Genomic DNA, 25056 nt, shown 5'->3' on the forward strand with positions numbered 1-25056 from the left:
ACACGCGCGCTCCGGCCGTGTCTCAATGCAGGCTATCCACGATTTCCACGTCCTTGCCCAACTGGGTTTCCAGCTCGTCGGCGATAAAGTCCACCGCCTGCGCCGGAGTCATGCGTTTGGTTTCTACCGCCTGCAAGCCTTTGAACAGCACCCGGTTATAGTCGCCAAAGCGGGCGTGATTCGGCACAAAAGTAATGTTTTTCATCATTTTGCCGGCGTCGCTCAACGCCCAGTTGTCGGTGTACTGCGGCATCGCAGTCTGGGCATGGCTGATGGCGGTGTGATAGGAACTGACGGCGTGGCGGTTGTTGTAGTACGGCAGGCTGGCGATAGCCACCAGTTGCGCCGCCAGATCCTTGTACTGACTCTTGTTGCTGACCACGTAGGCGATGGGATGCGACAGGTTGGCGGGCTTGCCGCCCTTCACCGCCGCCGGCGCCGCTATCCAGCCGATTTTATGGGTGTAACCCGCTTTATCGGCGGGCCACGCCGGGCCAAAGTTATCGTTCACCTGCCAGGCCATCGCCCAAATGCCCTGATGGAACAGGAAGGCTTTTTCCTGCTTGAACGCGGTCTGGATGGTGTCCCAGCTCATGGCGGTGTTATCGGTCGGCGTCACGCCGGCCGCCACATTGCGGGCGTACCAGCTCAGCGCGGTTTCAACCTCTTTCTTCGCAAACAGCAGCTTGCCGGTTTTCTCATCCATGAATTTCGCGCCGCAGGCGGCGAACACCATCAGATAATCGATGCCGACATTCGGGCGATGCAGCATGCCGATCGGCGCGGCGCCACGGTCTACCACCTCTTTCGCCAGCGCCGTCAGGTCATCCATCGTGAACTCGCCGCTGTCCACGCGGGCGGGCAAGCTATCGATAAAGGCGTCGTCCTTGCCAATCTTGCGCAGCATGTCCTTGTTATAGAAAAACATGCGGATCTCGGCATCCTGCGGCACGCCGTACACCTTGCCCTGATACTTCATCGCTTCCCACAGCACCGGCAGCATATCGGCGTACACCCACGGATTCGCCTTGATCTGCCCGTCCATCGGCATGGCGTAACCGTTGCGGGCAAATTCGCCGATCCACTCGTGCGGCAGCAGCACAATGTCCGGCCCCTGATTAACGCCGAAGGCTTTCAGCGTATCCAGCGCCAGATCGTCCCAGCCCTGCACCGCGCTGGCATGGGTATCGATAACGATTTTGCGATCCACCCCCGCCGCGGCGAATTGCTGGTTGAGCACCCCGGCCGCCTCCTCGATGTTGACGGTGCGCATCGGCGCATTGCGGTCATTCAGAGTCCAGAGCTTGAGTTTGATGACATCCGCCACCGCCGCGTGGGCTATCAGCCCGCTCGCCAGTAACGCCGACAGGGATAACGAAGCAAGTTTACGCACGGGCACCATCCTGTTATTGAGGTTGACGAATTAATTAAGTAACTTAATTATATTGCAGACGTGTGAAGGAAACCGGACAGAACCGGGACAACGGATACCCATGGAAAAGCGAGAACTCACGGCCACCCACCGCAAACTGCTGGGATTGCTGCGCCGTTCGGGCAGCCTGTCGCGCAGCGCGCTGGCCGCCGCCAGCGGCCTGACCACCGCCGCCGTCAGCATGATGACGCGGGACATGCTCAACTTAGGTCTGCTGGAAGAGAGCGACCGGGCGCAGGGGCGGCGCGGCCCGCCGCAAATCAACCTGCGACCGGCGGCGCACGCGGGCTATGTGCTGGGGGTGTACGCGGAATACGACCTGATTTGCCTGATCCTGATGGACTACGCCGGGCAGTGCGTGGCGGAAACCACGCTGCGCGGCGATTTCCGGGTTGTCGATTCGGTGGCGGATACGCTGGCCGACGCCATCCGCACCCTGCTCGACGCTCAGCCGCAGGCACGCGAGCGGCTGCTGGCCGTCAGCCTGGCGCTGCCCGCCCGGTTTGACGGCGGCGCCATGCCGGTGTGGATCGCCCCCGGTCTGGCGGCCTGGCGTGGGGTGGATATCGCCCGGCAGTTGAGCGACCGGCTCGGCTGCCCGGTGCTGGTGGAAAACGACGCCAACTGCGCCGCCATCGGCGAGCTGCATTTTGGGTCCGCCGCTCCGGACAACAGTTTTTTCTACCTGTATATCGGCAAAGGCATCGGCGGCGCGTTGATCCTGAATGGCGAACTGCATCGGGGCAAGCAAGGCAACGCGGGGGAGATTGGCGCGCTGCGTACCCGCGCGCAGTCACGCCCATCGTTTGACGATCTGCACGACGCTCTGCTGGCGGCAGGCGAGACGCTGCCTTCCACCGCCGCCGACGCGAACTGGCAGGCGCTGGCGACCTCGCCCGCCGGAGAGCGCTGGATCCAACGCGCAGCGGGCGAGCTGTATCGGTTGCTCTATACCGTCACCGCGCTGCTCGACCCGCCCAGCCTCTACCTCGGCGGCACGCTGCCCGCGCCTTTCATGGCCGGATTGCAGGCCGCCGTCATGGCTCAGACGCCGGCGCCGGACGACGATGCGCCGCTAACGCTACCGCCGGTGCGCCTCTCGACGCTACCGACACAAAACAGCGCCTCCTTCGGCGCAGCCGCGCTGGCGCTTAATCAGTACTGAAAACAACAAAGCCGCCCGAAGGCGGCCATTGTTGCTGATGATAACGATAAACCGGTTATCAGTTGTACAGTTCAGCCACGCCGCGCATCTGGTTTTCACCGGAGGTGGCGGAGATGATGCGGAACGATTTGGCGCCGGCCGCATTGGCTTTTTCAGACAGGCTGGCCTGCAGACTGTCCAGCGTAGCGGCTGTCGCGCTGACAGAGCCGACGGACAGGCTGGCGGACTGCTGTACTTCAGTCGCAGTGGACGTGGTCGCAGCGAAGGTGCCGAAAGAAACGGTAGCCAGGGCGATAACTGCAACAATATTTTTGATAGCTTTCATGGTCAATATCCTTCACGTTGAATGGGGTGAGTATTCTTTTCAGGAGGCGCTCTCACCTTCGATGGAAGTGATAATAGACCTGTTAACGCGACGTTAAAACCGGGTTTATTTGCAGATATCTTTCAAAAAATATGAAATAAAAATAACAATGGGACGGGAGTGATAACGAGCAACGACCGAACACTGTTTTACCCTCCTGATGCGAGTATCATGAAGTTTTCCGCCATCCCGCATGAACACATTCATGCCCTGAATTATGTGAGGAGTCTGTTTTGGTTACACGCATGACCTACGCGTTTCTGCCTCAGATCAAAGGCCCTTATGTCCACGCGACAAAGCACCGTGACGCCTTGTATATCTCCGGCCTGACCGCCTTTGGCACCGATGCTCAATCGGCCGGGCTGGAATCCCAAACCCGCACGGTGCTCCAGCAAATTGCCGCCATTCTCGCCGCTGAAAAAAGAAGTACCGCTGATTTAATCAAACTCACTATCTTCGTCAGAGATATCTCTCAATTAGCCCTGATAAGAACACTGCTGTTTGATTTTTACGGCGAGCATTTGCCCGCTTGTTCGCTGATTGAAGTTTCAAGCCTGATTCACCCGGACCTGCTGATCGAAGTCGAATCGATTGTCGCACTGGCATAACTCCGGCGCGATATAAATACCACGCCTTATCACACACGATAAGGCGCTACCGCTGAGCCCGTTTATACGACCAATAACGTTACCACCGCATCATGATTAATATAAAACCTGCCAGTAAATGAGATATTGGCACGATATTGTTCGCCCCAGTCACAGGTTAGCTGAATTGTAAATCGCCGCTGTTTTATCCGTACCTGTGTTAACGCCGCCGCGGTGAAGTCGAAGAACTTATTTACTATCGGATTTAGCGCCTTAAAAAGGCTCTCTTTAGCAGAAAAGATCAGCGTACCAAGCTGTTCTACTGATAACCCACTTCCTGAACATTCAACCCTGCGCCATTCATCCCCTACGGTAATCGCCGGGAGAACCTGCATTAACGTAGCGCTATCCATGATTCTTTCTACATCAATACCGACGGCAGTATGATGCTGGCTGCTTGCAACAACCGCAACCGCACGGTCATTCGTATGAGAAATTGATCCGATATAACCGGCAGGCCATCGAGGCGCCCTGTCAGGTTGTATCTCAATCGCCGGATAGGCTACGCCGCAAGACTTCAACGCCGTGGCCGCGACAACACGCCCGGCCAAAAATTCCGCTTGCCGCTTTCTCACCGACGAGGCAATGACCGGCGGTATGGTGATATTATAAAGATGAAAAAGTCGCTCGTTAAAATGAGCAATCTGAAACGTTCCCCACCCTACGGTAAATATTTCCGTTCGCGTGCGGTTAATAACGCCTATCCGCTCAATAAACCCGGCACCGGCGTCTACCATCCTCTTTTTCTCTCGACTCGGCGATATCATGATCGCGTATTCCGTCCCTATTATTTCCCATCCGTTTTATTCAAAATATCAGCCGCAATACCTTTAATGATTTGAGTAATATCATTGATGTGGTCATGAATAAAAAAATGCCCTCCCGGAAAGGAGGCAAAAGTAACGCGGGAACTAAACAGTTCCTGCCACAGCGCAATTCGCTCAGCAGGCAAATAGCGATCCCCATCGCCGGAAAAGAACATCGCGGGAACAGCGTACTTTAAGGTATCGGTATACTGGTACGTCTCCGAAATTCTGAAATCTGCTCTCAGCATCGGCAATAGCATGGCCATAATATCATTGGAATTCAGTATCTCTTCCGACGTCCCTTTCATCTCTCTCAGCATATCGATAAATTTTTCATCCGAAACATGGTGCGTTTTTCTGGCAAGCTGCAATTGATGAGGGGGACGGCTGGCAGAGCCAATAAAAAACGCCGGCAATGGCAACCCGCGGCGCTGCAACTCCACCATCAGAGCAAACCCGATACACCCTCCCAGGCTATGCCCAAAAATGATCAACGGCCGATCCAGCACTTGATGTATATACGTCATCAGTTCGCTTACCACCGCCGACATACTTTCATGCGGCGGCTCCGATAACCGGTATGACCGCCCAGGCAACTGGGCCACCACTACTTCCATGTCTTCCGGCAAATACTCATGCCAGTGTTGATACAGATTCGCGCTGCCGCCGGCATAGGGAATGCACAACAACCGGATTCTGGCTGCGGGGTTGGGCCTGAAAACCGTGAATATTCCGGCGGACAGCATATCCATATAAATCTTCTCTCCTTGCATCAGACGAATAGCCAAATCACCTGTTCAGGCGCCTTCTTTCCGGGCCAGTTTCTTTCCCAGCGGAAAAAAACGGATATTCCTGAGGTAACCGGTGCCCAGCAATACCCCGATGATGATCACCGCCATGCCGATTATCTGGATAGGCTCGACGGTTTTTCCCATAATAAAACTGATAGCCAGCGTAAAGACCGGCGTCAGGTTAGTCGTAATTGAGGTTTTTTCCGGCCCCAGCACCTGGCACCCTTTGACCCAGAAGTAATAGGCCAGTACTGTCCCGGCAATAGCCATATAAGCCAATAACGTATAGGAGAGTTGGGATATCGACAGGTAGTCATAGCTGATGTCGTGCGTCAGCGCTGCAAACACCAACATAAATGCAGTACCAAACAGAATGGTCCATCGGGTTGCCTGCACGGGAGGAACATGGGTGATCAGCTTTTTGGTCAAAACAGCATATAAACCGCCACAGGCACAGGACACGATGATCCAGAGGTCCCCGCTGTTATACCGCAGGGAAGAGAAATTCCCCTTGGCGATAACCAAAAACACGCCAAAGACACCCAATATCAACCCAATATATTGAGCCAGCGTGACTTTGGCCTTTAGCAATAACCGGGAAAACAGAATGCTCACCAATGGCATATTGGCCATGATTAGCGCCCCGTTAATAGGCGATGTCGATTTCATCCCTGCGAAGATCGCATAGTTAAAACAGAAAATCCCCAGAAAGCCTAATAAAGCGAGCGAAAGCACGTCCTTTATGGAAAGAGAAATATCCCGACCTTTGAAGATAAAAAGGGTAAAAGAAAAAATAACCGACGCGATAACAAATCGAACAATGGACGAAATGATGGGCGGCAGGTTGGCATCCAGTTCCGCAATGGCATTAAAATTACTGCCCCAGAAAAACACGGCCATAATGACCATGATCCATATATGATTATGTCTTGTATGCATATTCACTCCTGTAAAAAAGAGAGGCCCACGCCAGTGAACCTCTTTCCTTATTTGCTTTAATCAGAAACAGACATCGCTGAATGCAGATATTCCGTTACCTGTTCGAACGCGTTGGATTGGAACAGAATATGGAATGGAACTTTGACGCCCAATTCATTCTCAATCCTGACCGATAGCCGCAGCACCGTCAGCGAATCCAATGCGGCATGAACCGACGCTTGCCGTGTCTCCCTCAGCCAGAGGGTACCGAGCACGGACGCAACATCCCGCTCACCGGACAGCGGGATCGAAAACCGGCGATCATAAGCATCATAGCGACTGCAACCACCGGAACCCAGACCTTTCGCCATCCGATGCAAATCCGGATAAGCCGGCTCGCGGGTCGCCAGCACATCGTTGATAACCCGGTCATACACTGCATGAATAACCTGTAATTGCTCGTCGCTGACCACCTTCCCGTTGGCGTTAAAGATAATATTGATACCACCGGTCTTGATATCGATACCGACATTCACCAGTAACGCAAAGTCGGCATGCTCAAACCAGCGAATCCGGCCGATGAAACGCTGGTCGTCAAGCGCGCTGCCATACACATGGAAATTCGTAAAATTGAACGCCGTTTCGGTCAGTCGTTGCGCGCCGACATCGCGCTGAATCATCGCGTATGGGTAATTACGGTGTGCCAGTACCTCGGTATAATTCTCAGCCACAGCGCCGACGAGCTGCGCCATCGGTATGCGTTCATCCATCTGAAGGCGGAACGGCAGGATATTCAGATGCAGGCCGATCGTGTTATCCCCGCCTTCCTGTTCCAATCGAATATTGCCAAATACCCCGGTCGTGATATCACGCTCTCCCGTTATCACTTGCAATGACACACAGTGACACGCCAACAGCAACTGATTAAGCGACACACCATACACATTGGCCCGATCTTTCAGACGGGTCGTAATATCAGGCGCATACCGTAACGTGCGCTCACTCCATCGCGTAGCAACCGCGGCCTGAGTTCTGGGCAACGCGTTATACCGATAATCAGCCAGATACGATCGCCAGAAGGCTGAACTTTCTGCACTGCTGCGGGATGCAATCTCGTGCGCCACAACGTCACGGTAGTTCAGTCGAGTCTCACGCGGCGGCAGCACTGCAGGCTTGCCCGCCAGCAGACCGGTGTAGACGTTGAGCAACTGCGTCATCAGGTTTGCCAGGCTCCATCCGTCCAGAATGCAGTGATTGAAACTGAAGGCGAAATGGAAGGTTTCTTCTGTACAGCGAATCGCAAAGAAACGGCCGACCGGCGCAGTTGTCCAGTTGAAACCGGTCTGTTTCTCCTGCTCAAACCAGCGATCGATAAAGCGCTCCTGCTCCGCAGCAGACAGATGTGAAATATCCATTTCCGTCAGTGGCAATGAAACATGACCATGCACAATCTGCATGATTTGACCGTAGCGGCTAAAGTCAAACGAGGTACGCAGTACATCATGTTCGGCAATCAACGATTGCAACGCCGTTCGGAAGTGCTCGCTGTCGTAAGGCAATGCAAGTTCATAACACAACAGGTCATGGAAGACGCCCTGGCGAACATCCAGTTCGGAGTGATAAATCATCCCTTGTTGCAACAGCGTTGCCGGATACGCATCCACCACACCCGCAGGTATCTGTCGCCGCTCTTCCGACGTCAGCAAAGCAAAAGGAGTCAGAGATGCGGCTTCCCGCTGACTGTCTCGAGAAAGGCACTCAGCCATCTTTCTGACCGTCTGCAACCTGAACATATCACTGACCTTGAGAGTCATCCCGGCTTGCTTGAGTTTCGCCACAATCCGGATCGCGTGAATGGAATCGCCGCCCAGAGTGAAATAACTATCATCAATGCCGATTCGCTCCAGCCCCAGCTCTTGCGCAATCAACGCGGCCAGCATCGCCTGCGGCGCGGTTTCCGGTGGAATATACGCTTGGGTATTCAGCACGTTATCAAACGGGTTGGGGAGCGATTTACGGTCCAGCTTACCATTTACCGTTATAGCGAACTTCTCGACCTCAACCAGATAAGCCGGGATCATGTGCGAAGGGAGTAACGCCTGAAGCTGCTGACGCAGAGTTCCGACATCCATCGAAGTCCCGACAGCCAGTTGGTAATAACCGGCCAGCGCCTTACTGCCGTTGTCCCGTTTCAACACCACCACCGTTGACTGAATGACGCCGTCCACTTTCGACAACGCGGCATCTACCTCCTGAACCTCAATCCGGTAGCCATTGATTTTCACCTGGGCGTCTTCACGTCCCAGATACTCCAGGTCGCCATTCGGCATCCTGCGGGCGATATCGCCGGACCGGTAAGCACGGAAGGTCTGTGTTCCGCTTTTCAACGTAACAAAACGCTCGCGATTCAACTGATCCCGCTCATGGTAACCCAGCGTAACCCCGCTGCCGCCGACAAAGATTTCCCCCGGCGTTCCTACGGGGACCGGCTGTAGCGCCTTGTTCAGCAAGGAAACCGTCAAATCCGGTATCGGTTCGCCAATCAGACTGCGGGTGCCATCACAGTCACGTTGGGTAATTTCGCGATAGGTCACGTGTACGGTGGTTTCCGTAATGCCATACATATTGATTAACCGCGGACGGCGATCGCCATAGTGTTCGAACCAGGGTCTCAACCCTGCAATATTCAACGCCTCGCCGCCAAAGATGATGGACCGTAGGCTAAACGTAGGCCGGATATCGCGAGATAACGCCTCATTCTTAAACAGCTCAAAGGCCGACGGCGTCATGTTCAGGCGCGTGACCTGATGCAGCGCAGTCAGATCGACCATGCGAGTAATATCATGGGCTTCGCCGGGAGAAACCACGACCAGCTTGCCGCCATAAAGCAATGCGCCCCACATTTCCCACACCGAAAAGTCGAACGAAAGCGAATGGAACAGCGTCCAGACATCATCCGATGAAAAATCAAACCAATGCTGAGTACTGCCGAATAGCCGCAGAACGTTGTGATTGGCAACCAGAACCCCTTTCGGATTCCCGGTCGAACCTGACGTGTAGATGATGTACAACGGATCATCCGGTGCGACCTCAACGCTGGGATTCGAAGACCCGGCACTGTCCACTCTGGAAATATTCAGGAAAGTGCGATTCCCGAACGAACCGGCTTCATCCGTCGTTAATACCACCTCCAGACCGGCATCTTGAATGATGTAATCGATGCGCTCCTGCGGATAGGCGGGGTCAATAGGAACATAGGTGGCTCCCGTTTTCACGATCGCCAGCAGGCAGACGATTGCATCCAGATTTCGGGAGCAAAATGCGCCGACTCGCTGCGTCGGTCTGACGCCACGTTGGTTGATGAGATAGCTGGCGATACGGTTCGCGCGTTCGTTCAAAGCCCGATACGTGATATAGCGGTTTTCGAAAACCACGGCTTTCTTTTCCGGGTAGGTCGCCGCAATATGCTCGAATCTCGCCTTGATACTCTTTTCCCGGAAAACGCGGTCGGTCGCTTTCGGCACCTTCAGTTCAAAACAATCCCGTTCGGACAATAGATCCGTCGTTTGCATCGCGGCATCCGGTGCAGCGGACATCGCACTCAGCACGGCGAGGTAATAGCCAAGATAGCGATCAATCTGCTCGGCGGTAAACCGGCTGGCGTTGTAATTGACCGTGATTTCCATCTGACGGGTGAACTTGTTATTGATGAAGTTAACCAGGTAATCAAAGTTTGTCTGTTCAAAATAGCTGGCGTGCTTCAGCACAAGATCATCGAGCGAGGAAAGGCGATCGTAGACATGGAAATCCACATAGTTGAAGTTACTGTCGAACAGAGAACTCTGCTCCGCCAGCTTCTGAATGTCGGCCAACGGCATAACGTGGTAGCCAATCAACTGATGTTCCGCCTCATGGACCGCCAGACACAGCTCACGCCAGCTCGTACGTTCGATATTCACGCGCACCGGCACCGTATTCAGGAACAGCCCGGCAGCGGCATCCACCTGCTCCATTGCCGGACGCGCATTCATGGTGCAACCCGTGGATACATCCTGCGTGTTGGTGATCATGCCCAGCACCTGCAGGTGCGCGGCAAGCATCACCGTTTTGACGGATACCCCTACATCGCTGGCCAGCGCATCGACTGCGGTTACCAGCGAAGCAGGCCATACCCGCCCCCGGCTCTGCCAGACGTAATCCGCACCGTCGCCGTCCGCCAGACTGGGAAGCTCAGCTACCTGTAGCGCCTGCAAATACTGCTGCCAGAATGATCGTATTTCCTGATTCTGTCGGGCTTCTTCTTCCTGCTGAGCAACGATGGGCTGAATCAGCAGTTCCGTTTCCTGTACCGAGCCGGCAGCTATCGTTTCCTGACGATAAAACAGCACCAGGTCCGTCACCAGCAACGCCACACTCCATCCATCCAGAATGGCATGATGGAAGCTGAAACCAACCACCAACGAGGTGGGGTTCTGCAATGCATTGATCCTGAAAAGCTGACCTGCGGCAAAATCAAAAGGACGCTGTTTTTCAATCGCTACCCAATCATCAAACGCCGCCTTCAGTTGCGCGTCAGCGGCCCCGTCATCGTACACATACCTGCAAGGGATCTCTGCGTTCTCAAACAGCAATTGCATGGGTACATTGCAGGATGCCAGATCAAAGGCGCTGCGCAGCACCGGATGCTTACAAGCCAGTTGCCGCACCGCACGCTGGAAAGCGGCGCTGTCGTGTTTATCGAACGCGAACACAAAATAAAACACGTCGTGATAGGTATGCGCATGCAGATCAGAGTGATACAGCATTCCGGTCTGCAGCAAAGACGCCGGCCAGGCATCGCTACAGCCGACAGGCAGTTTGCCCGCCTCGTCATCAGAAACAAACCGGCGACGAACGTAGTCTTGCGACGGCAGATGCGCTTGCGTCGTCACCAGTCTCGCTGCCATATCTGATAACTTACGATGCTGGAAAACGTCCCGAAGCGTTATCTCATAGCCCAGTTCTTTCAGCCGGGACACCAGCTTCAATGAAATAATGGAATCCCCGCCCAGACGGAAAAAGTCGCCGTCACGCGAAATCGCCTCGATTTTCAGCAGTGACGACCATACCGCCGCCAGCGCCTTTTCTTGCTGCGTTACCGGCGCAACAATCCGTGATTCCTGTTGATAGGCATCGGGATGAGGCAACGCCTTCCTGTTTTTCTTGCCATTGGGGGAGAGTGGGAAATCATCCAGCCGAATATACAGGCTGGGCACCATGAATTCCGGCAGCACTTTCGCAAGAGCATGCTCAAACGCCTCGTGCTCGCCCTCGCCGGTGTAGTACGCCACCAGTTGTTCCTGCCCGGAGCGCGACTTATGCACACTGACAATCGCTTCTTTCACGCCGGAGATATTTTCCAACTGGCTTTCAATCTCACCCAGTTCAATTCTCAAACCACGGAGCTTGACCTGGTTATCTACCCGGCCGAGGTATTCGATATCGCCATCGCGGTCAAACCGCGCCACATCGCCGGTTTTATACATAACGGGCGATAGCGCCGGGTTGATCAGATTGCGGATGAACGCTTTGGCGGTCAGCTCCGGCTTATTGTGATACCCCCTGGCCAAGCCGACGCCGGCGATATACAACTCCCCTTTCACGCCAACCGGCACCGGGCTCATAAACTCATCCAGAATGTACAGCTGAATGTTGTCGATGGGCCGGCCGATCGGCACCTTACCCCCCTTCAACCCCTGGTTGCAGGACCAGAAAGACACATCAATCGCCGCTTCCGTCGGGCCGTACAGATTATGCAGCTCAACGCCCGGCAAGCTTTCCCGGAACGCAACCACCGTATTGTTGGGTAATGCCTCACCGCTGCAAAAGACGCGTTTGAGCGGGGTATGGCGCATCACGCCGTTCTGCTCCAGGAACAGGGATAGCATGGAAGGAACAAAATGCAGGGTGGTGACGCCTTTACGGCCAATAACCTCCAGCAATGCTTGCGGATCTTTATGAACTTCAGGTTTTGCCACCGCCAGCGTTGCCCCGTACATCAGCGGCCAGAAGAATTCCCAGACCGAAACATCAAAACTGAACGGCGTTTTCTGCAAAATGACGTCATGCGTAGTGAGTTGATACGCTTTCTGCATCCAGGCCAGGCGGTTGAACACGCCTTGATGGGTGTTCACCACCCCTTTGGGATTGCCCGTCGAGCCGGAGGTATAAATCATGTAGGCGGCGTCGTCTGCCGTCAGTTGCGGCAGCGCCAATGCCGTATGCCCAACGCCGGTCAGTCGGCGAATATCCACAGTGAAAAAGGCATTATCGCCATGACCAGGCATACGCAGCCCCGCTTGCGTCAGCACCAGTCGCGGTTGTGAATCGGACAGCATGTATTCGATACGGTCCGCAGGGTAATTCGGATCCATCGGAACATAAACCGCTTCGGCAAACAGCACGGCCAACAGGCTCACTACCATCTCGGGCGACCGATTCATGTAAACGCCGACAAAGTCCCCTTTAGCGACCCCCTGTCGCTTGAGTTCCGCCGCCAAAGCCGCAACATGCCCCCCCAACTCCGCATAACTAAGCCGAATATCTTCATATTCCAGCGCGGTTTTCTCCGGGCGACGCATTATCGAGTCATAAATGAACGAGACGATATTGCCATCACCATAGTCATAAGCGGTGCGGTTCCAGTCACAGGTAACGTGCTTTATCTCGTCAGGGCTCATCATTGGGCATGGCAGAACGGCACTGTCGGGCTGGCTTGCCATATTCACCAGCAGATTCCGCCAGTGCTGCGCAAAGCGCGCTATCGTTGACTCGCCAAATAAATCCGTGGCGTACTCGATTTCCAGGGTCAGATCGTCGGTATGGTGGTCCCGAAACAGAGAGAACTGAACATCAACCTTCGCCCCCTGAGAGGAGCGCCGATGCCTGTCGACTTGCAATCCGGAGAGTGTCAGCGGCGTTTCGTCCTGCTGTAGCACGAACAGGGTCTGATAGAGCGGGTTATACCCCAGGTTGCTGCCGATATTCAGCCGGTCAATGACGCTGGCGATATCGTAGGACTGATGCAACATGCCTTCATCAAGCGTTGTCTGAATCTGGCGCAGCAACGCCCGCAGCGTCATGCCATCCTGAAAACAAATGCGTATCGGCAGGGTATTGGCAAAATAGCCCAGGGTGCTTTCAACCTCATGTCGGACCCGGTTTGTCACCGGAGTCGCGATCACCATATCGCGCTGTCCGGTATATTTCGCCAGCAAAACGGCATAGGCGGAGAGCAGGCCGACATATGGCGTACACCCTTCTTCTCTGGCCAGCGCCACAAGCGGTTGATACTCCGCCGCGCGGATAGTCAACCAACGGTGCGCCCCGTGGAAGGAAAACACCCCCGGTCGGGAGTAATCGGTCGGCAATTCCAGAAGTTCCGGCGCGCCTTTCAGTTTTTCAGCCCAGTATTCAACATGCTGGCTGTCGTTCTGACGGCGCTCCCATTCGGCGTAGCTAAAATAATCGATGTGCGACTCATCCCGCACGCTCTGGATATCGTTCACGCTCTGGATATCGTTATAGTTATCCGATAATTGCTGAATGAATAAATTATGTGACCAGCCATCACTGATGACATGGTGCATAACAACGGATAATTGCCATGTCTGCGCGTTCTCCCGATACAGTGCAACGCGTAGCGGCAACGCATTAAACAGATCAAACGGACGAATACGCTGCGCCGTCAGCTCCTGCTCTGACTGGCAGCGTACGATTTCAAGGCGCGCTTCAGATCTGGCGGCCTGGAAAAATTGCCCGCCGATATCGTCAAATCGGGTAACCAATACCCGATTGTCAGCAATCAATTTTTGCAGTGCAGCATTGAGTCTGTCGCTGTCCAACTCACCCGAGATCACAAAATCCATCGGGAGATTATAGGCCGTCGATTGTGGTGACAATTTCTGTAAAAACAAAAGATTACTTTGTACGCGGCTCGTCTTGTAAGCGGACTGCTGCAGATTAACCACCCGATCCGCCTCAATATCGTTATCGTTCCCGCTTTTCAATATCGATGCCTGCCCGGCGATAGTTTTTGCCGCATAAAGCGCATCAAATGTGATCCGGTATCCCTGTTTTTTTAGCTCGTTATAAACCATGAAATTTTTTATTGAATCACCGCCGACCGAAACAAAGGAGCGATCCGCCGCAATGGCATCAAGGTTTAAAATCGAGCACCATATCCGGTGTACATCGCGCTCTTCCTGTGTGCGCAAATGGTGTTCATTAATCGTCTGGCGCGGCGCGCTCAGTTGTTCATTCGCGATTGCCAGCAGCCGTTGCCTGTCAATTTTATCATTCGGCAACTTAGGCAGCTTATCCATAGCGCGGATAACCGAAGGGACGACCTCTTGAGGCAGCACCCGCTCCAGCGCCGCGCGTACCTGCTGCTCACTGACCGGCATGGCGCCTCGGATGTCATAGAACAGGCAGATCCGCTTGTCTGACAGACGGGTATAGGCCAATACGGCAGCAGCACCGTGAATACCCGGAATAGTCAGCGCCGCAGATTCGATTTCACCCAGTTCAATACGCACTCCACGAATTTTTACCTGACTATCAATACGGCTGACAAAGACCAATTCGCCACGCTCGTTCTGACGCACCAGATCGCCCGTCCGGTAATAACGCTTATTGCCAAATGATTTTAATGTAAGGAATTTTTCATCTGTTGCCGCCGCGTTATTGAGATACCCCTGCGCCAGACAATCGCCGCCGATATAAAGCTCGCCTTCCTCTCCTGTCGCCACTTCATGGCCTGCATTATCCAGCAAGCGCAAATCCACCTGGCGGATCGCTTTGCCAATCGGCGCATCACCATTCAGCGGGGACGTGACCAGGTAATCCGTTACGTTAATCGCACACTCGGTCGGACCATAAATATTCAGTAATGGGATATCAAAACAGGCAAAATGGCTATCAATAAGCTGCTTATCCAGCACCTCGCCCCCGGTCGCCACCATCCTTAACTGCTTACAACGGGGGAAAAGCTCACAAGCCTGAAGGGCCCGCAGCATTGACGGCACCACCTGAATCAGGGTCACGTTCTGCCTGATCATCAGTTCACACAAATATTCCGGATTACGTTGCCCCCCTTGTTTGGGGACGACCAGCCGCCCGCCGCTCATCAGAGCACAGAATATCTCCCTGACGGCGGCATCAAAGGAAAGCGCGGATTGCTGTAAAAATGCATCCTGGTGATTGATATTATAGGTTTCAATTTGGTGGGATATATTATTCAGAACACCAAGATGGGTATTAACAACGCCTTTAGGATTACCGGTTGAGCCTGATGTATAAGTGATAAAAAAAGGATCGTTTTTATTAATTTCAATATCAGATAAGGCTCGCGCATCAGATGTTGATTTTTCGTTATCAAGTATGTCAATAATCTGAATGCTATCTGTAACCCAATTTACTTCCTCACCCCGCCTGGATATAAGAAATCGACTATTCGAATTATCCAGCAGATATTTCTTTCTGGCTTCAGGAAGGTCCACCTCGATAGGCATATAACAGCAACCCGCCTTCAACACGCCCAACAGCGCGATAATAGTCTCAACGCTTCTCCCGAAAGAGATACAAACTATCTGATTTTTCTGCACTCCGGCATTTAACAAACGCATTCCTGCTGCATCGGAAAGCTTATCAAGTTGCGAATATGTAACAGAGCGACTTTCATCGACGACCGCGATGTTCTCTCCATTCTCAACAACCTGAGCTTTAATATAATCAAGCGCGAGTTTCAATGTGTTCTCCTTAACGCTGGCTGAAATACTTTATTTTCACTGAGGAATGGAACAGACAAAAAATAAAGAAAACAACCTATGAGATTCACATTGACAATACAAATAGCATCATAATATATAATTACTACAATAATTTTATATCAATAAATAATTATGATACCAAATTATTAAAAATGAAAATTTTATGAAAATAATTTAATAAGAATGTCACAAGAGGAGTTTAATAATATCGACACCTTAATATTTTAGATGTTCTTAATATTATTAATGCGCTTTATTCATATATATAGCCAAATATCAGAAACAACAAAGCCGCCCGAAGGCGGCCATTGTTGCTGATGATAACGATAAACCGGTTATCAGTTGTACAGTTCAGCCACGCCGCGCATCTGGTTTTCACCGGAGGTGGCGGAGATGATGCGGAACGATTTGGCGCCGGCCGCATTGGCTTTTTCAGACAGGCTGGCCTGCAGACCGTCCAGCGTAGCGGCTGTCGCGCTGACGGTGCCGACGGACAGGCTGGCGGACTGCTGTACTTCAGTCGCAGTGGACGTGGTCGCAGCGAAGGTGCCGAAAGAAACGGTAGCCAGGGCGATAACTGCAACAATATTTTTGATAGCTTTCATGGTCAATATCCTTCACGTTGAATGGGGTGAGTATTCTTTTCAGGAGGCGTCCTCGCCTTCGATGGAAGTGATAATAGACCTGTTAACGCGACGTTAAAACCGGGTTTATTTGCAGATATCCTTCAAAATATGTGAACAATATTTATTCATGTCTTCCCGCCTTTTCCCCGCCGGATTTACTGCGGCGGGCACACCCACAGCGTGTTGACGCACGAACCGGGCTTACTGTTGCCGGCCGCCGGATGCACCGGCATGCATCCGTCGATCGCCGGTGTCTGGCCTATCGCCTGAACCCTGTCCGGGTGCGCCAGCAAATATTCCGTCACAATCCGGCGGATCTCCGCCCGCTGCGCCTCGGTAAATTCACGATTGCCATCCGCCGGATAAGGCGCAATAGCCAGCCCGCATAACGGCAGCATCAGCAACACCCCGCCTGCCACCAGCCTGTTTACTTTCATGATTGCCTCCTCACCTCGGGAGATCCGCTATGGCAGGCTCACTCCCCCCATGAAATGGGCCTGCCGCACAGCGTATCTAAGCCGTGTCGCCATCGGTTGTCCGATCCCCTCAACGATGCCCCGCCCGCATTCGGTTAGCGCCGCCATCCGGGAACACGCAGTCAGGCTACCGGTCAGGCGGTAAATTTGTCGTAAAAGCCGGTTATGCGGGTATAAAAATTCTGTATAGGGTAGGGAATCCGACATATCTCTATGATTAGAAAAAACAAATCCTTATTAACAAACACCCGTCCGGCGATGACGGTAGGCAAATCCCCGCTAACGCAGGCATGATAAACGTCGATGATTCGCAGCGGGCACGCGCCCGCCGTTTACTGGAGACAACGATCATGGCTGACGCCGTATACGGTAAATCCTTGCCACAATGGTTCCACGACTTTCCACTGCTGGAACCGCTGGTTAACCGCCAACCGGTGTGCTGGTTTAATCCGGCCGTGGTCCCCGTACGCGACGCGCTGGGCGACGTGCCGCTGACTGATGCCGACGTAGCCGACGCCAGCCAGCGCCTGCAACGGTTCGCGCCTTTTCTGCGCCAGGCTTTTCCGGAACTGGCAGCCAGCCACGGCATCATCGAGTCCGAACTGGTGCCGGTGCCGGCGTTTGCCGCCGCAATCGCCCGGCAGGCGGGGCTGGATGCGCCATCCTCCGTGTTACTGAAGCTGGACAGCCACTTGCCGGTGGCGGGGTCGGTCAAAGCGCGCGGCGGCATTTACGAGGTGCTGTACCACGCCGAACAATTGGCGTTGCGTCACGGCTTACTGCAGGAAAGCGATGACTATCGCCGCCTGCTGGACGACGACTGTCAGCAGTTGTTCCATCGCCACAAAGTGGCGGTTGGCTCTACCGGCAATCTGGGGATGTCGATCGGCATCGCCAGCGCCCGGCTGGGGTTTGACACCACGGTGCACATGTCCGCCGATGCCCGCCAGTGGAAGAAAGACCGGTTGCGCGCGCACGGCGTGCGGGTGGTGGAATACGACGGCGATTACGGTCAGGCGGTGGCGCAAGGCCGCCGGGAAGCGCAATCCGACCCGAGCTGCCACTTTATCGACGACGAAAACTCGACTTCGCTGTTTCTGGGCTACGCGGTGGCGGGCGAACGGCTGAAAGCGCAGTTTGCCGCGCAGGGCCGGGTGGTGGACGCCGATCATCCGCTGTTCGTGTATCTGCCTTGCGGCGTCGGCGGCGCGCCCGGCGGCATCAGTTTCGGGCTGAAACTGGCGTTTGGCGATCACGTGCACTGCATTTTCGCTGAACCGACCGAATCCCCCTGCATGCTGATGGGCGTCTACACCGGCCTGCACGATCGGCTGGCGGTGCAGGATTTCGGCATCAGCAACCGCACTACCGCGGACGGGCTGGCGGTCGGTCGGCCGTCCGGCTTTGTCGGCAACGCCATGCAGCGGCTGATCGACGGTTACTACACGCTGACGGATGAAGAAATGCTGGCGCTACTGCATGTGATGCACGAAACCCAGCAAATTCTGCTGGAGCCGTCCGCGCTGGCGGGCGCGCCGGGTTTTCTGCGTTTGTTGCAGGAAAATCAGGGCTACCGCCGGCGCGCGCCGCTGACGCCGCAGCGTTGCCGGCAAGGCACCCATGTTATCTGGGCCACCGGCGGCGGCATGGTGCCGGAAGACGAGATGGCGCGTTATCTGCAGGCGGGCGCCGCCTGCCGCCAGTCACGGATGCTGTAAGGAAACCTGCCTGATGTCGCTTATCGATTTTACGCCGGTGGATTACCCGCGCCTGATTCGCTGGGTAGACAGCGCCGAACTGAATCTGCTGTGGGGCGGCCCCACGTATTCGTTCCCACTCACCGCCACGCAGATTACCGATCATCTGGCTAACCCGCAGTTTGCCCCGTATCTGTTTGAGCATCAGGGCGCTATCGTGGGATTTGTCGAACTGTATCAGGTGGAACCGCGCCACAGCCGGCTGTGCCGGGTGTTCATCGACCCGGCGTACCGCGGGCGCGGGCTGGCGCGCGCGATGTTGCAGGCCGCCATCCGACAGGCGGCGGAGCGGTTTGAGGCGCAAGCCGTATCGCTGTCGGTGTTTACCCATAACCACAGCGCGCTGCGCTGCTATCAGTCGCTCGGTTTTCACATCACCGCCGCCGCCCCGTTCGGCGATCAGGGGCTGGAACTGACGACGATGCGCCTGACCCTGTAATGCGCCTGAGGCTGTGATTATTTAGCTTTTCGACGTTTCGGCCGGCGCACCGCAATCCGGGCAGTAGTGATAGAAGGCGTTTTTACGCAACCCGCAGGATGGGCACTGCGACAACAGTTGCAGCCCGCAATGCATGCAGAATGCCGGGGCGCCGCCGCCCTGCAGGATCAGCGGGCGGTCGCAGCCGGGGCATTGGTTGCGCGCCAGCGACGTCAACGCCGCTTCGTAGTGAATCGATTCCTTGCGTTCTTCCTGCGACGCCGCCTGCTCCTGTTTCTTGCCTTCCAGATACGTCTGCAGCCAGCGCAGCAGCGCCCGCCCGCCGAAATAGGTCAACACCACCCCGACGCCGTAACGAATGTAGCCGCCGAAACTCGGCAGATACGGCACCAGTTCGACAAAGAAGCCGAACAGGGCGAACAGAATGAACCCCCACACGAACGGCCATTGGTTACCGCTGCGATAACGACGAAACAGCCACAGCGCCGCCAGCAGCAGCGGGCCGACAAACGCCAGCCGGATGAAAAACGCCTGCAGTTCCGCCTTGTGCAGCGCCTCGCCATAGCGTGCGTCCGCATCGCCGTACAACTGGCTGACCGCCAGCGTTATCGGCGTCAGTTGAAGCTGCAACTGCGCTTTCTGTTTTTGCAGATCGGCGATTTGCCCATCCAGTTGCTGTTGCACCGCCAGCAGGCGATCCAGCTCATGGTTGCGCTTGATCACCTCCGGGTTCTGATCGGACAGCTCGGTACTGCTGCGGGTGGCGCGCCAGTTGTCGAAGCTGGCCTTGGCTTTGGCGTAATCGTTAAGCGCCATTTCGCGCGCCTCCCGTTTATCCGCCAGCGTGTCGTCCAGCGTTTCCTGCGCCGCCTGAATCGGCGCCATGCGCGCTTTCTGGGCGTCCACCGCGGTCTGATCGATAAAGCTGCTGCGCTCCGGTTCACGGGTCAGCGACGGCAGGTCTTCCAGCACCGCGGCGCTGATCATCACCAGAAAATAGGCGAACAGCAGCGCAACGGTCCACTGTCCCATCCGAATCAGCCGTTCCGGCCCACGTAATTGTTTAAATGCTCGCATGGTTCCCTCTTGTTATTTTCTGGATGGCGCGGTGGAATGCGGCGGCTCGCCGGCAAAACGCAGGCGCGGCACCCAGCGTATATAGACCAGTTCCGCCAGCAGCTCCACCAGCGTCTGCGTCACCACTACCGCCGGAATGACCGGCAACGCATCCGGTATCGCCAGCGCCAGCGGCAAAATCACCAGCGCGTTGCGGGTGGCGCCGCTGAACACCAGCGCCCGCCCCGAGGGCGCGGGCAGCGACCACAGCCTCGCCATCAGCCAGCCCAACGCCGGCGCCAGCACGGCAAACAGCAGATAGATCGGCAACGCCTGCCGTACCGCACCGGTCGCCAGCCCCAGCCGCGGCACCACAAACGCGATGATCAACGCCAGCACCAGCGCGGTGGCCGGCACCGGCAACAGCCCGAGCCAGCCGGTCACCGCCGCGCCGACAGGATCTCGCGCCGCCCAGCGCTGAACGACGGCCGCCAGCAGCAACGGCAGCGCCATCAGGACGATAAAAGCGTGCAGGAACGGCGCCATCCCGATGGTGACCGCCGTGGTCTGCGGCAACAGCAGCGGCAGCCATAACGGCAGCAGCAACATCTGCAATATCAACAATAAAGGCGTCGCCGCCAGCAGTAATCGGGAATCCGCGCCACCCTGATGCGAAAAGGTCACCACATAATCGACGCAGGGGCACAGCAGTACAATGGCGACACCCACCGCCACCAGCGGCTCCAGCGGCCACAGACGTAGCAGTAACGCCACCAGCAGCGGTATCGCCACAAAGTTCGTCACCACCAGCGCCAGCATAAAGCGCAGATGGGTTAGCGCCTCCAGCAGGCGGGACAGCGGCAATTGCAGAAAGGTGACAAACAGCATCAGCGCCAGCGCGGGGTTAATCGCCTCCGCCAGCGCGTCCGATGGCGGCCAGCGCCACGCCAGCACGGCGGCGACCAGCATGGTCAGCAGATAGAGGACGGTCTGGCGGCGTTCCAGCCAGCCGCTCCAGCACGATAAAAATGAGGTTGGCATCAGGGCGTCGTTGATATCTTTCGTCCGACAGGTGGCGCTGACTATGCCATTAATCACAGCGAGGCACCACCCGCCGCCAGTCGCGCCCCCTTTTCATTACCCGGCGCAATAACGCCGACGGAGCGTCATCCCGCGCTATTTCGGCAGGCGCGCCACCGCTTCGCCCCAGGTGGTGAAGGTCTGGCAGGAGAAAATCGGGTGAGTGCCGTTATACAGCGGATTGATCAGCCCGGCAAAGTCGCCGTCCGGCCCGCGGATATCAATGCGGCACCACGGCCAGCTCGCCAGCGGCAGCGCAAAGCTCACTTCGTCGCGCCCCAGTTCATGGCGCGCAATCACCGTTCCGCCCGCTACGCATTCCGCCACATAGCCCGGCCGATCGTTTTCGATGACGAGGGTCGCCTGAACCGTGCGCGCCCCGACATTCTGCCCCGGCAACACGTCGCCGTCGTCAAACCGGAAGCGCAGGCCGCACTGCCGGTCGATATACACCCGGCCTTGCCGCAATCCGTGCAGAATGGCGTCGCCGCTCAGGCCGTGGGCAAACACCAGCGTCGTCGGGTCGCCGTACACCGAGGGTTGGGTCGCGCCGTCATAACGTTCGTCCGGCCGCAGATGGCAATCGCTGCCGCCGACGGCGGCGATGCGCCAGCCGCCGTTCCACAACGTGCTCAGGAGCTGCAACGCCCGCTCGGTGGCGGCGGCCGACGTCGGCCAGGTCGGGTCGCAGCACACTTCCAGCGTGTTGATGCGCGCCAGCGGCATCGCCGCATACTGCCAGTGCCACGGCGGCATCATCGGATGGTTGATGCTGATGTTGCCGTCGCCCGTCACATTCAGCGACAGCCCCTGACGGATCAGCGTTTCCGGCGCCATGTCCCCGTCTTCCGGCGTCAGCACCCGGCGCGGACCATGCACATTGAAATGGCCGATGTCGGTGGTCACCTCCAGCGCAGGCAGGAACAGGGTACGGCCTCCAGCCGGCAGCGCCGGGTGGCACAGGTTATGTTCAGTCAGGAACAGAAAATCGAGCTGACGCTCTTGCGCCAGCGTCACCGCCGCCGTCAGGCCGTTGTGTCCGTCCGACAGCCGGGTGTGGGCGTGCAAATCGCCGCGATACCAGCGGGACGCCGGTTCGAGACAGGCGGAATAGTCAAAACACACCTGATGGTCGCCGCGCAGCGCCACCGTCAGCAGCATCTCGTCCGGCGGCGGCAACGGCGGATCGAACGCCACCGTGATCTGGTAATCCGCCTGCGTGGGATGATTTGCCTGAGCCGGAATGCTGCACAGCGCCAGCCGCCACGCCCCCGGCGGCAGCGGCCCCGGTATGCCGCCCAACGGCAACGCACGCCGTGCGGCGATGGTCACCGACTTGGCGGCCGGCTCAATCAGCAGGTTGGCGCGCAGTTGCCGGCGGGCGTCGTAGACAAACGCATACAGGTAGCTTTTGTTGCGGTTTTGCGCGGTCAGAGTCAGGCAGTCGACCCCCTCCGGCACGGTAAACTCCACTTGCCCGCGCCCCGTCGTCAGGCAACCGGCAAGCGTCAGCTCCGGCTTATTCATTGATGCGGTCCAGCGCTTTTTGTGCTTTACGGGCCGCCTCGGTCAATACCTGTTGCGCCGGTTTGTTTTCGATTTCCACCTGATCGGCGGCCACGGTCAGCGCATCCAGAATTTTGCCTTTGGTCGGATCGATAAAATCCATACTGGCGGATTTCGCCTGTTGCACCGGCACGGCCGCCTGCGGGTTGGCGGCGACGTATTTCTGATAATCCGTGTCCTGCAACACGCTTTCACGCACCGGAATATACCCCGTGAACATCGACCAGCGGGCGGTATTGGCCGCACTGGTGTAGAAACGCATAAAGGCAAAGGCGCCCTTCGCCGCCGCTTCCGGCGTGCCGGTTGGCATCACGAAAATCAGCGCCCCCGCCTGCGGCGCCGCCGGATTGTTCCCCCAGCCCGGCTGAGGCAACGCCGCCAGCCGCTGGAAGTCGAGATCGCCCTGATCGCCGGACGAACCGGTATACCCCAGCGCCCGGTCTTTCATCACGTCATCAATGGTTTTGTACCAGTATTCCCAGCCCTGACCGCCGTGATAAATGCGCATGATGCGCTCTTCATGAATCCACCGGCGGAAGCTGTCCCAAACCTCCACCCACGCCGGCGAATCGATCACCACCTTTTTACCGTCTTCGCTGAGAATACGCCCGCCGTTGGACAGCGCCGCGTCAATCAGGTTGCCCGGCCCCCACATCGGCTCCCAGCCGTAATAGCGGGTGTTGCCGTCGGCGTCTTTTTGGGTGACCGCCGTCGCCACTTTCGCCAGCCCCTGCCAGGTTTTCAGGTCATCCGGCGTAAAACCGTGCTGCGCCAGCATCGCCTTGTTGTAGTAAAGCACCTGTGTGGTGCCGTAGGCGGGCAGGCCGTAAACGCTGCCGTCCGGCCGGGTGACCTGACGGCGGAACGCGCCGATAAAATCGGTGAAATGGAAGCTGTCGTCCATGTACGGCCGCAGGTCGCGCAGCAACTTGCGCTCCGCCAGCGCCGTTCCCTGCGAGGCGGTCAACAGCGCGAACGCCGGGGCGTTTTGCGCCGCCATGCCGGCCTGTAGTTTTTGCCAGGTTTCATCGTAATTCCCCTGCAACGCGCCTTTCACCACGTATTGATCCTGACTGCGGTTAAATTCGTCGATCAGCGTCAGCATCATCTTTTGCGGCTTGGTGCCGCCGGAATACCAGAAGTTCACCTCGGTAGCGGCCTGCGCCTGCGCGGTCAGCAGCAGCGCGCACAGCGCGCCGCTCACACACCGCCACCCTTTGCGTACGGTCATCATTATTCTTTCACTCCATTATCGGAAAAGCCGGACAGGATAATTCGTTGGCACAACAGGAATAAAAACAGCATCGGCATCACGACAATGGCGCTGGCCGCCATGATATTCGACCAGTTAAAACCGTAGTCTCCCCCGGAAATAAAATACTGCCGGATGCCAATGGAAATTAAATTCAGCGACGGCGAAGTAATCACCAGACTGGGCCACATGTAGCTGTTGTAATTGGTGATGAAAATAAGCAGAAACAGCGTAGCCAGCGCCGGCTTTATTTGCGGCAGCACAATGGTACGCAGCAACGTCCATTCGCCGGCGCCGTCAATACGCGCCGCTTCCATTAATGACGGATGAATTTTTTTCAGCGCCTGATGTAAATAAAACACCCCCATCGCACTTACCGCGTTGGAAAAAATCAGGCCGATATGGGTATCCAGCAAATGCAATTTAGCCAGAATGATGTAACAGGGAATATAGGTCACCGCGCCGGGCAACATATAACAGGCCATCACCACGCCATACAGCAAACGGCCGGCTTTACCGCGCCACTGAACAACGGCGTAGGCAAACAGCAGGCTGTTGACCACCACCAGCAGCGACGTCAGCAGCGCCACCGTCAGGCTGTTGTACATAAACAGCCCGAAATGCGTCTCGCGCCATACCGCGGCGAATGAGGAAAAGTCGGGATGCGACGGCAACAGTTGCAGCGGATGGCGGAAAATTTCGTCATTGGTTTTCAGCGCGCCGGACAGCATCCACACAAACGGGAATACCATCAGCAGACCGGCCATCATCAATAGCAGGTGTTTCAGCAATCCCCGTCCGCGAAAGGCCGGGCGACGGGCTACAGCGGAAACAACCGGCTCGGCCAGCGCGATCGGCGACGACACCATACC

General features: G+C 56.2%; 17 protein-coding genes. 4 read left to right on the plus strand and 13 right to left on the minus strand.

Annotated features, from left to right (window positions below):
- Window positions 1-22: 22 nt before the first annotated feature.
- Window positions 23-1393 (minus strand): ABC transporter substrate-binding protein, encoded by a 1371-nt coding sequence (locus CVE23_RS21910; protein ID WP_049853818.1) that lies wholly within the window; start codon window positions 1391-1393, stop codon window positions 23-25.
- Between the two features lie 100 nt (window positions 1394-1493).
- On the opposite strand from CVE23_RS21910, the gene CVE23_RS21915 reads away from it, so the two are divergent.
- Entirely contained in the window at window positions 1494-2597 is a 1104-nt protein-coding gene (locus tag CVE23_RS21915) for an ROK family transcriptional regulator (RefSeq protein ID WP_100850339.1), read from the plus strand.
- Between the two features lie 58 nt (window positions 2598-2655).
- On the opposite strand, the gene CVE23_RS21920 is transcribed toward CVE23_RS21915, so the two are convergent.
- Complete coding sequence (locus tag CVE23_RS21920) at window positions 2656-2922, minus strand: YdgH/BhsA/McbA family protein (RefSeq protein WP_100850340.1); 267 nt, start codon at window positions 2920-2922, stop codon at window positions 2656-2658.
- A gap of 284 nt (window positions 2923-3206) precedes the next feature.
- Between CVE23_RS21920 and CVE23_RS21925 the strand changes: the two genes are divergently transcribed.
- Window positions 3207-3569 (plus strand): RidA family protein, encoded by a 363-nt coding sequence (locus tag CVE23_RS21925; protein WP_197724557.1) that lies wholly within the window; start codon window positions 3207-3209, stop codon window positions 3567-3569.
- Between the two features lie 62 nt (window positions 3570-3631).
- Here the strand turns inward: CVE23_RS21925 and CVE23_RS21930 are convergent, their stop codons facing one another.
- From CVE23_RS21930 to CVE23_RS21955, 6 genes are all read right to left on the minus strand, one after another.
- Entirely contained in the window at window positions 3632-4345 is a 714-nt protein-coding gene (locus tag CVE23_RS21930; RefSeq protein ID WP_159077963.1) for a 4'-phosphopantetheinyl transferase family protein, read from the minus strand.
- Between the two features lie 50 nt (window positions 4346-4395).
- On the minus strand, window positions 4396-5166 hold the full coding sequence (locus CVE23_RS21935) for a thioesterase II family protein (RefSeq protein ID WP_049853821.1): 771 nt from the start codon (window positions 5164-5166) through the stop codon (window positions 4396-4398).
- A 45-nt stretch (window positions 5167-5211) separates the two neighbouring features.
- The gene (locus tag CVE23_RS21940; protein ID WP_049842573.1) at window positions 5212-6144 is read right to left on the minus strand and encodes a DMT family transporter; all 933 of its coding nucleotides are present in this window, start codon (window positions 6142-6144) and stop codon (window positions 5212-5214) included.
- Window positions 6145-6200: 56 nt separating this feature from the next.
- Window positions 6201-15911: a non-ribosomal peptide synthetase gene (locus CVE23_RS21945; protein WP_100850341.1), complete on the minus strand. Its 9711-nt coding sequence runs from the start codon at window positions 15909-15911 to the stop codon at window positions 6201-6203.
- A 359-nt stretch (window positions 15912-16270) separates the two neighbouring features.
- Window positions 16271-16537: a YdgH/BhsA/McbA family protein gene (locus tag CVE23_RS21950; RefSeq protein WP_038917369.1), complete on the minus strand. Its 267-nt coding sequence runs from the start codon at window positions 16535-16537 to the stop codon at window positions 16271-16273.
- A 176-nt stretch (window positions 16538-16713) separates the two neighbouring features.
- Complete coding sequence (locus CVE23_RS21955; RefSeq protein ID WP_049854818.1) at window positions 16714-16995, minus strand: hypothetical protein; 282 nt, start codon at window positions 16993-16995, stop codon at window positions 16714-16716.
- 389 nt (window positions 16996-17384) lie between these two features.
- Here CVE23_RS21955 and CVE23_RS21960 point away from each other — a divergent pair, with 389 nt between their 5' ends.
- Together CVE23_RS21960 and CVE23_RS21965 are read left to right on the plus strand one after the other, a co-directional pair.
- A complete protein-coding gene (locus CVE23_RS21960; RefSeq protein WP_167389561.1) occupies window positions 17385-18752 on the plus strand; it encodes a D-serine ammonia-lyase in 1368 nt (455 codons plus the stop codon).
- A 13-nt stretch (window positions 18753-18765) separates the two neighbouring features.
- Window positions 18766-19230, plus strand: a complete 465-nt coding sequence (locus CVE23_RS21965) for a GNAT family N-acetyltransferase (RefSeq protein WP_038917366.1) — start codon at window positions 18766-18768, stop codon at window positions 19228-19230.
- Between the two features lie 21 nt (window positions 19231-19251).
- On the opposite strand, the gene CVE23_RS21970 is transcribed toward CVE23_RS21965, so the two are convergent.
- The 5 genes from CVE23_RS21970 to CVE23_RS21990 all read right to left on the minus strand — a co-directional run bounded on the left by CVE23_RS21970 (window position 19252) and on the right by CVE23_RS21990 (window position 25053).
- On the minus strand, window positions 19252-20307 hold the full coding sequence (locus tag CVE23_RS21970; protein WP_100850342.1) for a hypothetical protein: 1056 nt from the start codon (window positions 20305-20307) through the stop codon (window positions 19252-19254).
- Window positions 20308-20319: 12 nt separating this feature from the next.
- Entirely contained in the window at window positions 20320-21327 is a 1008-nt protein-coding gene (locus CVE23_RS21975) for a bile acid:sodium symporter (protein ID WP_049854815.1), read from the minus strand.
- 135 nt (window positions 21328-21462) lie between these two features.
- Window positions 21463-22893 (minus strand): CehA/McbA family metallohydrolase, encoded by a 1431-nt coding sequence (locus tag CVE23_RS21980; RefSeq protein WP_100850343.1) that lies wholly within the window; start codon window positions 22891-22893, stop codon window positions 21463-21465.
- Window positions 22886-24166, minus strand: a complete 1281-nt coding sequence (locus tag CVE23_RS21985; protein WP_082170990.1) for an extracellular solute-binding protein — start codon at window positions 24164-24166, stop codon at window positions 22886-22888. Before CVE23_RS21985 ends, CVE23_RS21980 begins: the two co-directional genes overlap by 8 nt.
- Window positions 24166-25053, minus strand: coding sequence for a carbohydrate ABC transporter permease (locus CVE23_RS21990; protein WP_049854813.1), 888 nt, complete (start codon window positions 25051-25053; stop codon window positions 24166-24168). Before CVE23_RS21990 ends, CVE23_RS21985 begins: the two co-directional genes overlap by 1 nt.
- Window positions 25054-25056 lie beyond the last annotated feature (3 nt).

The organism is Dickeya fangzhongdai (genome assembly GCF_002812485.1).
GTDB classification, from domain to species: domain Bacteria; phylum Pseudomonadota; class Gammaproteobacteria; order Enterobacterales; family Enterobacteriaceae; genus Dickeya; species Dickeya fangzhongdai.

Coding starts and splice junctions, on each gene's coding strand:
- CVE23_RS21915 (WP_100850339.1), top strand. CDS start 1,494: ATGGAAAAGCGAGAACTCACGGCCACCCACCGCAAACTGCTGGGATTG.
- CVE23_RS21920 (WP_100850340.1), bottom strand. CDS start 2,922: ATGAAAGCTATCAAAAATATTGTTGCAGTTATCGCCCTGGCTACCGTT.
- CVE23_RS21925 (WP_197724557.1), top strand. CDS start 3,207: ATGACCTACGCGTTTCTGCCTCAGATCAAAGGCCCTTATGTCCACGCG.
- CVE23_RS21930 (WP_159077963.1), bottom strand. CDS start 4,345: ATGGTAGACGCCGGTGCCGGGTTTATTGAGCGGATAGGCGTTATTAAC.
- CVE23_RS21935 (WP_049853821.1), bottom strand. CDS start 5,166: ATGGATATGCTGTCCGCCGGAATATTCACGGTTTTCAGGCCCAACCCC.
- CVE23_RS21940 (WP_049842573.1), bottom strand. CDS start 6,144: ATGCATACAAGACATAATCATATATGGATCATGGTCATTATGGCCGTG.
- CVE23_RS21950 (WP_038917369.1), bottom strand. CDS start 16,537: ATGAAAGCTATCAAAAATATTGTTGCAGTTATCGCCCTGGCTACCGTT.
- CVE23_RS21955 (WP_049854818.1), bottom strand. CDS start 16,995: ATGAAAGTAAACAGGCTGGTGGCAGGCGGGGTGTTGCTGATGCTGCCG.
- CVE23_RS21960 (WP_167389561.1), top strand. CDS start 17,385: ATGGCTGACGCCGTATACGGTAAATCCTTGCCACAATGGTTCCACGAC.
- CVE23_RS21965 (WP_038917366.1), top strand. CDS start 18,766: ATGTCGCTTATCGATTTTACGCCGGTGGATTACCCGCGCCTGATTCGC.
- CVE23_RS21970 (WP_100850342.1), bottom strand. CDS start 20,307: ATGCGAGCATTTAAACAATTACGTGGGCCGGAACGGCTGATTCGGATG.
- CVE23_RS21975 (WP_049854815.1), bottom strand. CDS start 21,327: ATGCCAACCTCATTTTTATCGTGCTGGAGCGGCTGGCTGGAACGCCGC.
- CVE23_RS21980 (WP_100850343.1), bottom strand. CDS start 22,893: ATGAATAAGCCGGAGCTGACGCTTGCCGGTTGCCTGACGACGGGGCGC.
- CVE23_RS21985 (WP_082170990.1), bottom strand. CDS start 24,166: ATGATGACCGTACGCAAAGGGTGGCGGTGTGTGAGCGGCGCGCTGTGC.
- CVE23_RS21990 (WP_049854813.1), bottom strand. CDS start 25,053: ATGGTGTCGTCGCCGATCGCGCTGGCCGAGCCGGTTGTTTCCGCTGTA.